14 protein-coding genes and 1 pseudogene are annotated in these 13,052 nt (G+C 48.5%); 12 read left to right on the top strand and 3 right to left on the bottom strand.

The annotated features are described in order from the left end of the window. The 3 genes and pseudogenes from ABLV66_RS18980 (at position 1) to ABLV66_RS18970 (ending at position 1,078) form a co-directional block, all read left to right on the top strand. Positions 1–324, top strand: a complete 324-nt coding sequence (locus ABLV66_RS18980; protein ID WP_348876527.1) for a hypothetical protein — start codon at positions 1–3, stop codon at positions 322–324. Positions 325–364: 40 nt separating this feature from the next. Next, a pseudogene (locus ABLV66_RS18975) lies at positions 365–529 on the top strand (single-stranded DNA-binding protein); the annotation flags it as partial. Positions 530–859: 330 nt separating this feature from the next. Next, a complete protein-coding gene (locus ABLV66_RS18970; RefSeq protein WP_348876526.1) occupies positions 860–1,078 on the top strand; it encodes a hypothetical protein in 219 nt (72 codons plus the stop codon). Between the two features lie 98 nt (positions 1,079–1,176). Here the strand turns inward: ABLV66_RS18970 and ABLV66_RS18965 are convergent, their stop codons facing one another. Together ABLV66_RS18965 and ABLV66_RS18960 are read right to left on the bottom strand one after the other, a co-directional pair. Beyond that, a complete protein-coding gene (locus tag ABLV66_RS18965; protein WP_029497057.1) occupies positions 1,177–2,133 on the bottom strand; it encodes a hypothetical protein in 957 nt (318 codons plus the stop codon). 477 nt (positions 2,134–2,610) lie between these two features. Then, positions 2,611–3,156 (bottom strand): hypothetical protein, encoded by a 546-nt coding sequence (locus tag ABLV66_RS18960; RefSeq protein ID WP_047046973.1) that lies wholly within the window; start codon positions 3,154–3,156, stop codon positions 2,611–2,613. A 198-nt stretch (positions 3,157–3,354) separates the two neighbouring features. Between ABLV66_RS18960 and ABLV66_RS18955 the strand changes: the two genes are divergently transcribed. From ABLV66_RS18955 to ABLV66_RS18940, 4 genes are all read left to right on the top strand, one after another. Then, positions 3,355–3,525 carry a hypothetical protein gene (locus ABLV66_RS18955; RefSeq protein WP_196092792.1) on the top strand — a complete coding sequence of 57 codons (171 nt, stop codon included), beginning with the start codon at positions 3,355–3,357 and terminating at the stop codon, positions 3,523–3,525. Between the two features lie 64 nt (positions 3,526–3,589). Next, the gene (locus ABLV66_RS18950; RefSeq protein ID WP_196092793.1) at positions 3,590–4,264 is read left to right on the top strand and encodes a P22-gp17 family phage DNA ejection protein; all 675 of its coding nucleotides are present in this window, start codon (positions 3,590–3,592) and stop codon (positions 4,262–4,264) included. Then, positions 4,264–5,583: a phage DNA ejection protein gene (locus ABLV66_RS18945; protein WP_196092794.1), complete on the top strand. Its 1,320-nt coding sequence runs from the start codon at positions 4,264–4,266 to the stop codon at positions 5,581–5,583. The genes ABLV66_RS18950 and ABLV66_RS18945 overlap by 1 nt, the downstream gene beginning before the upstream one ends. After that, complete coding sequence (locus tag ABLV66_RS18940; protein ID WP_348876524.1) at positions 5,580–8,300, top strand: lytic transglycosylase domain-containing protein; 2,721 nt, start codon at positions 5,580–5,582, stop codon at positions 8,298–8,300. The genes ABLV66_RS18945 and ABLV66_RS18940 overlap by 4 nt, the downstream gene beginning before the upstream one ends. Before the next feature lie 45 nt (positions 8,301–8,345). On the opposite strand, the gene ABLV66_RS18935 is transcribed toward ABLV66_RS18940, so the two are convergent. Further along, positions 8,346–8,570, bottom strand: coding sequence for a hypothetical protein (locus tag ABLV66_RS18935; RefSeq protein WP_196092796.1), 225 nt, complete (start codon positions 8,568–8,570; stop codon positions 8,346–8,348). 438 nt (positions 8,571–9,008) lie between these two features. Between ABLV66_RS18935 and ABLV66_RS18930 the strand changes: the two genes are divergently transcribed. The 5 genes from ABLV66_RS18930 to kdgT all read left to right on the top strand — a co-directional run bounded on the left by ABLV66_RS18930 (position 9,009) and on the right by kdgT (position 12,948). Beyond that, positions 9,009–9,686, top strand: a complete 678-nt coding sequence (locus ABLV66_RS18930) for a hypothetical protein (protein WP_196092797.1) — start codon at positions 9,009–9,011, stop codon at positions 9,684–9,686. Positions 9,687–9,848: 162 nt separating this feature from the next. Then, positions 9,849–10,094 carry an excisionase family protein gene (gene xisR, locus ABLV66_RS18925; RefSeq protein ID WP_196092800.1) on the top strand — a complete coding sequence of 82 codons (246 nt, stop codon included), beginning with the start codon at positions 9,849–9,851 and terminating at the stop codon, positions 10,092–10,094. 122 nt (positions 10,095–10,216) lie between these two features. Then, positions 10,217–10,408, top strand: coding sequence for a hypothetical protein (locus ABLV66_RS18920; RefSeq protein ID WP_227592464.1), 192 nt, complete (start codon positions 10,217–10,219; stop codon positions 10,406–10,408). A 737-nt stretch (positions 10,409–11,145) separates the two neighbouring features. After that, positions 11,146–11,547, top strand: coding sequence for a hydroxyisourate hydrolase (gene uraH / locus ABLV66_RS18915; RefSeq protein WP_047049475.1), 402 nt, complete (start codon positions 11,146–11,148; stop codon positions 11,545–11,547). Positions 11,548–11,949: 402 nt separating this feature from the next. Continuing rightward, positions 11,950–12,948, top strand: coding sequence for a 2-keto-3-deoxygluconate transporter (gene kdgT / locus ABLV66_RS18910; RefSeq protein WP_045393457.1), 999 nt, complete (start codon positions 11,950–11,952; stop codon positions 12,946–12,948). Positions 12,949–13,052 lie beyond the last annotated feature (104 nt).

Raw genomic sequence — 13,052 nt, 5'->3', positions numbered from 1 at the left:
ATGAACGAAAATGTACAGAAATTAGTAGAAAACACGGTTAAAGACATACTGTTAGGAAATACAGCATTAACTTTTCTTTTTGCTGTTCCGCTGGCTTACATCGTCAGGAATGGTCTGGATATAGGCATATGGCTCCTCACGTTGTTTATAGCTCCGGCACTATGTGGTGTTGGAACTTGGATCGTGATCCGCATTCAGCATCATGCCGGAGATTTCTTTCATTCCAGTTGGGCAAGGCGAGGTTATGTTGCATATGTTCTGGTATCTGCTGAGCTTTTGGTTATTTATTCGATTACTCAAATAATCAGAACGCTTATTAAGTAAAAAACACCGAGACCGAGATATTTTAACAAAAGTGCTAAACGTGACAGCACAGATTTCTGTATACGGGCGGCTGGTGGCCGACCCACAGACCAGAACAACAGGAAAAGGTATGAACATGGCTATGCCCCGCCAGGCGGTAGCGCAGCCCTGTAATTCGGAAGGTAACGGAGAGGCTACTTTCTGGTTGGGCGTGATTGCTTTTGGATAGCAGTTTGGCTGAAAACGTATCAGCAAAGCCACCGCTATGATTTGCATATTCAGCCAGAGAGGAAACAGACGCCATTAAACACAGGGACTTCAAAATTCATCCCTGGTCGCTGAAAGGACTCATAGCAGAAAATTTATTCGTAACTCACTATATATTATAGGGAAATAAAACCCAAAGCACGAATTTTATAAAAACTACATATAGCCTATTATTTTTGATAAAGACTGCCAATTAAAGAAAAAACTAACCATTGAGATTATCAAGTACGCACCTGCGAGCAATAGAGCATAATAGTCTAAAGCTAAGTTGCTAACTACAGGGGCAAACATGGATACCATTGCTGATAGACAGGCTGCTATCAGTGTAGTGCCCGTCCCGAAAAGACCTCCGATAATTCCTTTTAATACGCCGTTGCTTTTTAAAGCGCCAATGATTCCCTTTGAACTGTCGAAACTACTTAGGATAGTGACTGAAGCCAAAACGAAACCAAAAAGAACCCCAGAAATAGTCGAAAGAGCGCCAGCCGCTGAAATGACAGCGTTGTGATCAAGGTCGTGAAGAAACCTAGCCCCAAAAATGGCCATTGCTAGAGCAAACAACGACTTGATAGCAAACAATGTCCGCGCTCCCATAATCTTGTCCTATTAAGGTTGACTAACCAAATAGTACTGAGTTAGATACTTTAGGTTGTCATTTTTCGCTTGTAGCATAGCATTTTTAACGTCGATATCGATCGGATATCCATCAGTTTGAATAGGAACCATTTTCCTTACTGTAAGTACTTCATCTACAAGGCTTTTCTTCTTTTTATCGCCTTGGGCGACAACATCAGCTTTCTCAAATGTCAAGCGACCATCGCCGCCAGGGAACTTTTCAAGCATTTCCTTTAGGCTTTTTTTGACGTCATCTTCAAGCCATCCTTTGGCTTTTCGTTTTAACGGGGAATGCCCGCGAAGCGAAAGCGTAAGGTGGCTTGAACTAGTACCTTTTATCATCTCAATCATCTGATTGGCGAACATGCCATCGAGATTGTACTGTGCAGCATTGAAATTTCTTGGGATTGCTATAGAGATCTCACAGCTTCTTAGGTTAGATCCAGTTTCAAGTAGTTCTTTAATGCTTTCTTCTTTCCAGATGGCTTCAAAAGAAACCGGGGTACCGTTAGTACTGGAATTGAAAAGCAGGAAAGCTAGGTCACTATGACGAGGACCTAAGTGGTTTAAGGACAATACTAAAATGTCTATCTGGGGGTAGTAGATGAAGTATGTACGCTCGGAAAGAGACTTTGCTCCTGCCAGAGGGATCTTTTCTTCAACCCACTCAGTATCAGTAATATATGCTAATGTGGCGCTTTTCCTTCTCCGTGACATAAAACCGAAGTAGGAGCCATCTTCGGGTGATACGGCAAGGAAATGAATTTTAAGTTCTCTTTCGCCAAAGTCAGCGTGGTGAGTCATCTTGAGATCTTTTGAACACTTGGTATACAGAACATTAAAGGCTTCTGCAGTTAACCCTTTGTTATTCGTGCGAATGTTCTCAGAACTTGTATAAAATCCCACTCTTATAGACTTTAAACTTTGATCTTTTGCTGCCACAGCCATTTGAGCTCCATTTTACTCTGAGTTAGTTATCGCACACCTTAATGTCAAAATCCTCATGCTAGTGACGAGCAAAATCTCCATTGATAAACTCATCTCAGATAATGATGATGTTGACGGTAGGTGGTTTTTAGGAGTCATCCTATCCTGGCATATGGATTTCGCATATCCTGATGAATGATCAGTGATTCATCAATCAGTCTGTAGTGATTAACTGATTTTGGCCACCTGTACCGAGGTTGTATGTTTAGCTTGAAACAAAACCTAGTCGTCCTTTTCATGCTGGTGGCCATCGCTGCGTGGCAGTTTCAACGCTATATGTAAAATCAAAAGTCTCATCAAAATGCCCATATTTTATTTATAGGCAGAAACGGTTTGTTCTGGCTATGTATGGCAGGAACAGTGTGTCCTGCCTATCTATAGGCTGGTTTGACGTGTTCTGGCTATGTATAGGCACATCAGGGTTGATAGCCCTTAGCGTTAACTTGCTGCGCCGGGAGGTAGCGGGTATCTCAGGTCGATTTGTGGCGCATCGCTTAGAAGCCGGCCAGATCTTGCCATCAGGTATCCGGCTATTTCTTCAGGCGTCAAATCTACATGAAGCATGTCTTCATCCTGGAACCATTCATTAGGCCAGTAGATGAGATCGGACGGATTGGCATCAAAGTTTTTCTCCAGCAATCCCAGCGCGTAGCTTTGTTCCGATTCCTTGCCTTCAGCATTGCACACGAAACTAATTATCTGAACGAGTTCATCCCAAGTTAAATCCGCAACGTATTTCTCCTGATTAAATGCCATCCGGGTAAAGTTCTTTGCGTCGGTCCATGAGGAAAAGTCACGGAAATCAGAGAATTCATACGGATTAACGACCTGCCTGTTCCAGTCATCAATCATCGCTTTTAGCCCTTCATCATCTTCGTCGGCGCCGCTATCAATTCGCGACAGCATTTCTTCGGCTGCGTCCGTTAGTTCTTTAAGTTTCTGGCGATTTATCTTGGCTGGCTTAAAACGTTCGGGTAAGGGCATCAGGTCTTCCTTGTTAAGTTGAGACTCAGCGGCGACAAGTCATTACGCAATCTTCGTTAAGTACTCCACAAAAGTCTATAAAACAATCAATTTCCTTTCTGATAACGATCGAATTTATTCTTTCACTAATTGCAATGCAAACAGTGATCATTTCATTATGTGAAATTATAATGACTGTATAAATATCAGGGGGTGGTTATGTCAAAACAGTCAGTAAAGCCTGTGTTGCTTAGTGAAGAACAGATACAGGCGATTCGAAAAATTCAGGATCAGCAACGTAAGCAGTCAGGAATTGGTGTGGCTCCCACAATCCATGAAATCGCTCGCGGTTTGATGGAGAAGGCGCTGGCGAGCTGTATGTGGAAATGAAATGCCAACCAGTTGGCGTAAAGCTGTGTCAGTTAATACTCCATCAATATAAGGGATTCAGTGAATGTTAATTTTTCAGATAGCTAATAAACATCTTAACCGTGCTGTATACGCAAAAGGCGGCGATGGTGGCGCTGGCGCCCAAGCGAAGGCTCAGCAGCAGGCAATTGATTTGCAACGAGACCAGTGGAATACGGTGATGAATAACCTTAAGCCGTATGCCGATGTTGGCTTGCCTGCATTACAGCAGCTTCAGGGGTTAATGACTTTGGACGGACAGAACAAGGCAGCGAACGACTTCTTTGGGTCGGAATTATATAAAACTCAGGCTGATCAGGCCCGCTATCAGAATCTGAATGCGGCAGAAGCAACTGGCGGTCTGGGTTCAACAGCAACGGCGAACCAGCTAAGTGCGATTGGCCCACAGCTATTTAACAGTTGGCTGGGTGGGCAAATGCAAAATTACGGGAATCTGCTCAATGTAGGTATGAATGCGGCATCAGGACAGGCTACAGCTGGTCAGAACTTCGCAAACAATACAGGGCAACTTTTACAGGGGCTTGGGTCTATTCGAGCTGGGCAAGCGCAGCAACCATCCTCCCTGTCCCGTGGAATAAGTGGCGCTGCTACCGGAGCAATGACAGGAGCGGCATTAGGTAGTGTTGTCCCTGTCATCGGAACTGCTGCTGGTGCTATTGGTGGTGGTCTGGTTGGCCTGCTTGGAGGGATGAGCTACTAATGTCTACATGGCAACTTGGTGGGCTTCAGAGCTTGGCCCCGCAAAATACAAATGCTCCAGGTGCTGATGTTCCTCAGCCTATACAGTATCAACAGCAGCCGAATGTAGGGGTAATGGGGTTACAGGGATTGCTTGGGGTGGCTCAAATAAATCAGCAAGCTCTGGCAGCTCAACAGCTCAAGGAATATCAGACGCAATTGGGAAGAATGGTAGCCAATAATGATCGCGCTGGTGTGCAGAAATTAATGGCTCAATACCCACAGTTTATGGCTGACTCTCAAAAGCAGATGGGGTTTATCGATGCTGAGCAGAATCGGCAGACCGCTGACGCCGCGATGAACCTCCGGCTTGCATCGCAGAATGGGGACCCGCTGGTCATGCAGAAAGCCATTCAGCAGGCGAGCCCAGTATTACAGCGATTTGGCCTGCCTGCGGAAGAGGTTTATCAGTCCTGGCAGAACGACCCGCAGGGATTCGACAGAACTACTGACCTGATTCACCTTCACGCTGATCCGAATAGTTACTTTAACGTTCAGGATAAACAGCAGGGGCAGGGCATTGCGCAGCAGAACGCAAACACCTCAGCCTATAACGCTCAGGTTAATGCGGAGCAGGGCGATCGACGGCTCGATCTTGAACAGTTCAAAGCCCAGTCTGATAACCAACTGCGTACCCGGGAAATGGCTCTGAAAGCGCGGCTTGGTCGTGCTCAAAATGATATCGAGCGTGACAAGTTGAACGTTGAGCTTGGCAAGGTACAGCAGGCGAAAATGGAGAAGCAGAGCGATAAAATTAATACTGTCGCAGGCAATATCGACTCCCTGAACTCTGCGCTTGGGGTGGGCCATGAGCTGGCGGGTATTGTCGGACAGCATCCAACGGCGGTCACCCGCTCGCAAAATTACAACCCGCTGACTGGTGGGCTTGGATTCCTACCTGACATGGCTGAGGATACGCGAAGCCTGCGCGCCAAAGCTGATGAATACAACCTCAAAGTTATTCTGCCGAGCCTTAAAGGTACATTTGGCGGGAACCCAACTGAGGGAGAGAGGGCGGCGCTTATGCAGTCTCAAAACGGTATCAAGTCCGCCACCAGCAACGATGCGTTTTTACGTGAGTTGAACAAAGCCCAAAATACCATCGTTCGGATGCAGAAGCGTCAAATTGCCGGGCTCGGCATCCCTGTAACCAAATCGCAGGATGAGGAGACAGATACCAAAATGCTGCTGCAGGATCCCTCACTGGTTAAGGATTATGTGACCGCACATGGCTACCTGCCGGAAAGTTACTATCAGGCAAAGCTTAAGGGAGGAATGTGATGGCGCAGATGACAGAAAGACAGACAGCCTATTCCCGCCGCCTCGATGAAAAATACGGGTTCCCATTCGGCACGATGGAAACGTTAGTGGGCAATGAATCCAGTGGTAACGGTGGCGCAGAGTCACCGAAAGGTGCCAGAGGGTACGCTCAACTGATGCCGTCGGCAATGAGTGATGCGGGTTATCGTGGGACGGATCCCCGTTCACTGCCCTTTGAAAAGCAAATGGACATAGCTGCAAATCACCTCAACAAAGGGATGAAGCGCTTTGGTGATATCGGTATGGCGTTGGCCGGATACAATTCCGGCAATGGACGCGTTAATGCGGTCAGGAATGGCAAAGCTACACTGCCAGCGGAAACAGCGGATTACGTCAGTAAATTTGCAGATGCAGGGATTATCCCTAGTGATAGCGAAATCCTGCAGTATGCCCAGTTTGGGCAGCGTCGACCCACTCAGCAGCCAGACTACGCAGACCTCGATAAGGCAATTTCACAGGTGGGTGATACCTCTGCATGGGATGCAAAACGACAGCAGTTTAAGAATCAGGAGGCAGGGCAGCCAACCGCCAGCTCGTGGGAACAGAAACGAGCCCAGTTTCTTGCCAATGAGGGTGCCGGTGAACCGCAACAGCAGGTAGCCAAGTCAAACCTTAACCCTGAGATGGAGTATCTTTCTCCTAGTCTGAAAGCAGCGCCAGAACAGGCAGTGAGGGGGATTGCCAATATCCCGTTTGATGTAATGGACGCCGGGGTTGGTGTAGTCAACGCGGCTCAGTCAGCAGGGGCATGGGCAGGCCAGCAGCTCGGCATGGGGGATGGCACTTATAACCCGATGTCACCAGTATCTCGCCCCGTTGATCGTCCCACAGACCCATACGCGCAGGCTGGTGAACAACTGGCCCCTTACTTCATTCCAGGGGTGGGCGCGGAAAGGACAGCCGCCGCGGCAGCTTCTGTCGCCAATGCTCCGCGCGCTGAGCGTGCGGCCACTCAGGTAGCTGGTATGTTGGCGGAAAACCTGCCGGGCACATTGGTGAATGCCCAAAAGAACGGACAGATCAGCCCGGAGGACTTAGCAAAAGAGACTGGTATTGGTCTGGCTGGGTCGCTGGGAGCTCGTGCTTTGATAAAGGGCGGCCAAGCGGCCACCGGGGCGGCGCGTGATTTAATACGCGGTAACGCAAACCCTGCAGGGCCTGCTGGTGGAGCAGTGAATGGTCTGGAAACCGCCAATGATGTATCAAAAGCGGCGCGTTCTGCTGCCGGTCGTGAAAATATCGCATCCCTGGCATCAAGCGTCAGTGATGATGTTGCGAGAGCTGCGGAAAGCACAGGCGTAAATGTCGACGCCCTGACACCGGGCATGCGCTCAGGTAGTCGTGGCATTGCTCAAGCCGAAGGTGTTCTCGCCTCTACGCCGGGTCACGTTCAGGATGCGCATCTGACAGCCTTTAATGAAATCTCTTCAAAGCTGAACAAGCAGCTTTCTGATTTCGGTGCTGAATCTGGTAGCGCATCGGAAAAGAGCGCAGCGATTAAAGATCGTATCAGTGCGAGTTTGGCCGACATGAAAACCGCCGAGAATACGGCATGGGCGGATCTGCGCAGCACGATGCCGCGCGACAGAATGAAAATGAGTAATGGAATGGCTGTTGTTCAGTCTGAGAAATCGGCTGGGGTACCACTGAGCCCAGAAATGAAGCAGTTTCAGGCAGCTAACGGCCAAAGTGACGGCATAACCTTTGACGGGATGAAGGCATGGCGCGCTAAGTTTGCTGATGCTGAACAGGCAAACATTCGCGCCGGTAAGGCCAATGCCGCCAGGACAGCCGGGGAGATGCGTCGCGCTATCACTGATGATATGCGCACCATGGCTGAAAAAGGCAATTTCCTCCCTGAGTGGCAGAAAGCTAACGATCTCTCGAAGGGATACATTACCGCCAAACAAAATGCTGAGTCTGTTTTTGGTCGGGATTTGGCGTCAGACGCAATGGTCAGAAAAGGCGTCGATATGCTTAAGGCTTCTGCAGATAGCGGGCCTGGGGCATTCCATCGTCTTATATCCTCACTGCCGGAAGCAGAGCGCCAGCCAGCAATAGCTTCTATTCTCCAACATGCTGCGGCGCAGGGAGAGAAGGGTGGCATCGGTGAAGGCGCAGGCCTCCAGTATTTTGCCAAAATCATGACTCCGCAGAATGTAAAAGCCATCAGTCGCCATGCACCAGATCTGGGGAAAATCATGAAGGAGTTTGGCGTTCTCGCTAAAGCCGGAACCAGACCGCAACGATACATAGAGCGCACAGGCAGAACGACAGAAGCCCTCAAAACGCTTGATACCGGGCTTCCGAAAATTGTCGGCGTGATTATGAATGGCATTCAGCAGTCTGGCGCAATTGCGGGCGGTTTTGGCGGTGGTGTGTTGGGCTCAATTAGTGGCCTTGTCGCTGGTGGCGCGCTGAGGAATTCTGTAGCGAAGATTGGCGCAACGCGAAGTGGACGGTATGCCATCGAGAAGGCGATTCAGGAAGCCGCAAAGGCAGTAAACGCGGGAGCATCACCGGCAGCGATAGCAGCAGCTGAGAAGCGATTTTCCGCTAATAAGATTGCCATGAAAGCGATCCGGGATGCTGTGGGATCTGAGGCATTCATGCAACTGACAAAGGCCGGAATTGTCGCAACTCTCAGCGGTATGAAAGATGATATTGAAGGGGAATAGCCAGCCTGACGGGTTGGCTATCGTAGTTGCAAGGGCCAAGGAAGGCTATTTGCATTCAACCGTCATTTCTTTACGGTTGAACCCGGATGATTTGGACACATCATTATACCCTGACGGGCAAACGTTGTTAGCTTCCTCATAGCAGACAGACCAGGCAGAACCTGCTCCGCACTCAATGAGATATTGTTTCTTGCCATCACTGCGGTTGATTTGGGTTGATTGCGCGCATGCTGCCAGAAAAAGGGGAAGAACCAGAGCTATCTTTTTCATTTATCCCTCAATTTAATCACGAATAAAAACTCACCATCAGCATGCAACGGTATCCAGCTTCTCGCAATTGAAAACCATCGCCTTGCTAAAGAATCTTTAGTAAGCCCGGCTAGCAAGCTTTGCAGTGCAGAGTTTTGCGACAAGTACGCGACCATGCGCGCGTACGTGAAGATTTATCTGATGTCATTACGTGAAGAGATTGAAGCTTTGCGCCCAACACACCAAGGGAAGGTTTTTCGGTGATCACTACGCGAGGCTCTTTCATCAATAGGGTGAAGGTTATTTAGGGGTCATTGCGGGGGCTGACAAGTTTTTCGGACATCACCTCGCAACGAGGATTTTGGCGGGGTCACTATGCGGAGAGTCGCGTCGATTATCTACGACCAGAGGTCACAAAACTCATATGATTTCGGATATTCATTTTCTCAGGAGAACAGAATGAACCTATGGGGAAGGCCATCATTTCGTCACTACACGCATGATCTGCCTCACCTCGGCGGGAGGGAGCTTAAGAGGCTACTGACCCTCACTGATACTGGGTGGCGCTGGATAAGCTCCAGAGGCCGACCTATTGAGTTCCACCCTGTTGAATCTGGAGGCAATCACTATCAGTATCGCGTCGTTTTGAAGCGTGGCTCTGACAGGATGGTGAGCATCACTCCGACAGCTACACAGTTTAATGGGCTGCGCTGGTGGTTTGTCTGTCCGCACTGTCAGCGCCGGAAGGGAAAGCTGTACTGGTCGGATGAAGATATCGGATGCCGTAAATGTTTTGGCCTTCACTACGCTAGCCAGAGTGAGGGTAAGATGGACAGAATGCGGGAGATGATTAGAAAGCGGCGTGCCGATATCTGGGGCGATGCGCCTTACATCAATGACCTGTTTGAAAGCTCATGCTGGTTTCCCAAGCCAAAAGGGATGCGGCAAACAACGTTCCAGACAAAGCGTAAGCAGCTGCTGGTATTGGAGTCAGCGTACTGGGGGATGTGTAGTGATTTTGTGTCGAAGATTACGGGCAAACAAAATAAATCCACCGACGATATCGGAAGCCATCTGCTGACCACATTATCAGAGGTACGCAACCAGGTACGCAGTGAAACAGAAGATCCAGGATGAGCGACTGCAGATGGGTAATGGCATGGCATCTAAACGCGAGGTATCCACCTGAACGGCGATATCTGGAGCTGGTAACCAGCAGCGGTAACCGGTGAACCCTGTTGATATCAGAAGTATCCATGCGGGGAAATACATGAACATAATAGCTACACAGGAGTAATGATGACAGATGTTTTGAATTTCCAATTACAACCAAATAAATGGGTGACTGAATCCGTGCTTAAAATAGTAACGGGGCTCCGTTCTGGCACGATAGAGAGGGCCCGCTCTCAATCATGGCTGGTAGGCCGTGAGTATCTGCATATCGCCCCAGATGGCATTCCCAAAGAAAATAGTGAGTGTATGTACAATCTTGAAGCCATTAACCGATGGATAGAAGGGCAGGCAAAACGACAGCCGACAAAATAGAATTGTACCGCATAGGGCCTTTATAGCCTCTCAGCATAGTAGCCTCAATATTTGCTTAATCACCGTAACACCATTGATATGTATTCATATCTATACTGGAACTCATGCATACGGAGGATGATATGAACGATGGTTATTACTGGATACAACACGCCGGATCTATTCAGGTGGCGTATTTTTATAATGAAATTTTCGAAGATTTGGAAACTGGTCGAATGGTACCCGGGGTATGGTTTCTAACGAGAGGAGATGATCTCTGCCATAACGGTGAAGTAGAGGTAATCAGTGGTCCACTTATCCCACCAAAAGGTTGAAGTTAGATTCTCTGAATCATTTGTTGGTTCACGGTCTCTTTTGTTGGTTCAAAACCGTGTTGTGTTGGTTCAGTTTTTTGAAAAATATGTAAAAAAAACAATGGTCTTTACGTTTTGAGGCAACTGAACCAACCGAACCAACACATTTTACATGTATTATAGATAAATTCGTTGATGTGAATTTCTCCACTGCATGTAGTCACCTAGTAGCCAACGTGAAGAGCGGCCAAATTTTATCGGTGGTGGCAGCTTACCCAACTTGATTTGCTCATAGAAATATTTCGCAGTAAAACCGGAGTCATTGGTCATGTAGGCCATGTCGATTAAAGATGCCGGGGTGAGATGTCTGTCCATTTTTTGCCTCTATGGTCACTGCTTGATTGAATGTGCCAATCGCTATTGTGCTCGAATGACTGAATGCCATTAGAACTGATGGCGAATGGTTGAATTTTAGTCTAACAAGAACGGCAAAAAGAAATGTGGGGGTATATTTGGGGGTATGTATGGTTTTTGTAACCTACATAATATAATTAAATCATATTATTATGTGTTTATATCGAATCCTGTAGGGGTGCCATTATCGCTTCTCTTACGTTCTATTCCTCCATCCAACACAAGACTTTGGCGTAGATCCGCGCGGCTATTACCCGTTAATTAATAACGAAAAGTTTAATTTTATTTCCCAGCGCGCTGACTATAGTGATGACACATTCACTTGCTTAATAAGGTCATCGCTCATGAAGTTAATTATCGCTTCCGTTATTTCATTGTTGAGCTTCAGCGCGCTTGCGGCGCCGGAAGGGACACTAAGCGTACATATTCTCAATCAGCAGACCGGTCTGCCTTCTCAAGGGGTGCAGATTGAGCTCGATAAGCAGCAGGGCAGCGGCTGGCAGCATATCGCCAGCGGTAAAACGGATGCCGATGGCCGTATCAAGTCGCTCTATCCGCAGGCCGATAATATGGAACCTGGGGTGTATAAAGTGACCTTCAAAACCGGTGACTACTTTAAAAGTCATAATATGAGCACCTTCTTTCCCGTCATTCCGGTTATTTTCAGCGTAACCGAACAGAACCAAAAGCTACATATCCCGCTGTTGTTGAGCCAGTTTGGCTACTCAACCTACCGCGGTAGTTGATCCACGCACTTTTCCTGGCCGGGCAAAGCGAAGACCGTCGTGTCTTGCTTTGCCCGGCGCATGTCACCGAATTCACTAAAACATCTATCTAACATTTCATCCCGCCCTTGATTGCCGCAACGTCGTGGCTACACCTCCCTTTTGTTTTCAATAAACGATCCTTCGTTCGATTTCTTTTTGATATGTGATGACGGTAACTAAAACACTGTTTTGTTTTCGTTGAATCATTATTTCACATGATCAATGATAACGGCATGGTATCAGTGTGGTGCGCACAACCCTGAGACTCCTGACTTTTCTCATCTGTTCGTAATGCAATGAACAGAAAGAATTTTTTCAAACGCTATTGAAAGAATAAGTCACATCCTTGCCGTTCAGGTGGGGTGGAGATGAGGATAAAACATGAAAATCAAAGCAACCATTGAACGTATCCCTGGCGGCATGATGCTGGTCCCATTGCTGCTTGGCGCGGTGCTTAATACCCTGGCGCCGGATACCGGTAATTACTTTGGTTCATTCACTAAAGGCATGATTGGTGGGACGGTGCCAATCCTGGCGGTGTGGTTTTTCTGTATCGGCGCATCGATCGATTTGCGCGCCACCGGTACCGTATTACGTAAGTCCGGCACGTTAGTGATCACCAAAATTGCTGTCGCCTGGATTGTGGCCTTTATCGCCGCGATGGTCATTCCGGAAAATGGCGTCCAGACCGGTTTCTTTGCCGGACTGTCGGTGCTGGCTATTGTCTCGGCAATGGATATGACCAACGGCGGTCTGTATGCCAGCCTGATGAATCAGTACGGCAGTAAAGAAGAGTCCGGCGCGTTTGTGCTGATGTCGCTGGAGTCCGGGCCGCTGATGACCATGGTGATCCTTGGCTCCGCCGGGCTGGCTTCCTTCGAGCCGCACCATTTTATCGGCGCGGTGCTGCCATTCCTGGTGGGCTTTGCCTTAGGCAACCTCGACCACGACTTCCGGGCTTTCTTTAGCAAAGCCACCCCGGTGCTGATTCCGTTCTTTGGTTTTGCGCTGGGCAACACTATCAACCTGAGCGTGATTCTGGATACCGGACTGCTGGGAATCGTGCTTGGCGTGGCGGTCATCATCATTACCGGTATCCCACTGATTATTGCTGACCGGGTTATCGGCGGCGGCAACGGGACGGCTGGCGTCGCGGCCTCTTCCGCAGCGGGCGCGGCGGTCGCGAACCCGGTGATTATCGCGCAGATTAATCCGGCCTTTGAACCGGTGGCCGCTTCGGCGACGGCGCTGGTCGCGGCAAGCGTCATCGTCACCGCGATTTTAGTGCCCATTATTACCGCCCTGTACGCCAGACGTTTTGGCAATGCGCAGGTGGTGAAAGCGCCTGGCGCCAGCGTGGCGCCATCGGCGAATCACTAATTTATTCTCGCCCTCCGCAGCAGGGCTCAGGCTGCTGACAAAGAAGGAAAAAGCGTGGTTTTTCCTTCTTTGTGGTTATCAGCCGAAAATCAATAAATTGATTT

Origin of the sequence: Klebsiella sp. CN_Kp073, assembly GCF_040065495.2 — a bacterium.
Taxonomy (GTDB): Bacteria; Pseudomonadota; Gammaproteobacteria; order Enterobacterales; family Enterobacteriaceae; genus Klebsiella; species Klebsiella aerogenes.
This window is presented reverse-complemented; position numbering and strand designations above follow the sequence as displayed.

What these genes read in the sequence shown, in the direction of transcription:
- ABLV66_RS18980 (WP_348876527.1), top strand. Translation starts at nt 1, where the DNA reads ATGAACGAAAATGTACAGAAATTAGTAGAAAACACGGTTAAAGACATA.
- ABLV66_RS18970 (WP_348876526.1), top strand. Translation starts at nt 860, where the DNA reads ATGGATACCATTGCTGATAGACAGGCTGCTATCAGTGTAGTGCCCGTC.
- ABLV66_RS18965 (WP_029497057.1), bottom strand. Translation starts at nt 2,133, where the DNA reads ATGGCTGTGGCAGCAAAAGATCAAAGTTTAAAGTCTATAAGAGTGGGA.
- ABLV66_RS18960 (WP_047046973.1), bottom strand. Translation starts at nt 3,156, where the DNA reads ATGCCCTTACCCGAACGTTTTAAGCCAGCCAAGATAAATCGCCAGAAA.
- ABLV66_RS18955 (WP_196092792.1), top strand. Translation starts at nt 3,355, where the DNA reads ATGTCAAAACAGTCAGTAAAGCCTGTGTTGCTTAGTGAAGAACAGATA.
- ABLV66_RS18950 (WP_196092793.1), top strand. Translation starts at nt 3,590, where the DNA reads ATGTTAATTTTTCAGATAGCTAATAAACATCTTAACCGTGCTGTATAC.
- ABLV66_RS18945 (WP_196092794.1), top strand. Translation starts at nt 4,264, where the DNA reads ATGTCTACATGGCAACTTGGTGGGCTTCAGAGCTTGGCCCCGCAAAAT.
- ABLV66_RS18935 (WP_196092796.1), bottom strand. Translation starts at nt 8,570, where the DNA reads ATGAAAAAGATAGCTCTGGTTCTTCCCCTTTTTCTGGCAGCATGCGCG.
- ABLV66_RS18930 (WP_196092797.1), top strand. Translation starts at nt 9,009, where the DNA reads ATGAACCTATGGGGAAGGCCATCATTTCGTCACTACACGCATGATCTG.
- xisR (WP_196092800.1), top strand. Translation starts at nt 9,849, where the DNA reads ATGACAGATGTTTTGAATTTCCAATTACAACCAAATAAATGGGTGACT.
- ABLV66_RS18920 (WP_227592464.1), top strand. Translation starts at nt 10,217, where the DNA reads ATGAACGATGGTTATTACTGGATACAACACGCCGGATCTATTCAGGTG.
- uraH (WP_047049475.1), top strand. Translation starts at nt 11,146, where the DNA reads ATGAAGTTAATTATCGCTTCCGTTATTTCATTGTTGAGCTTCAGCGCG.
- kdgT (WP_045393457.1), top strand. Translation starts at nt 11,950, where the DNA reads ATGAAAATCAAAGCAACCATTGAACGTATCCCTGGCGGCATGATGCTG.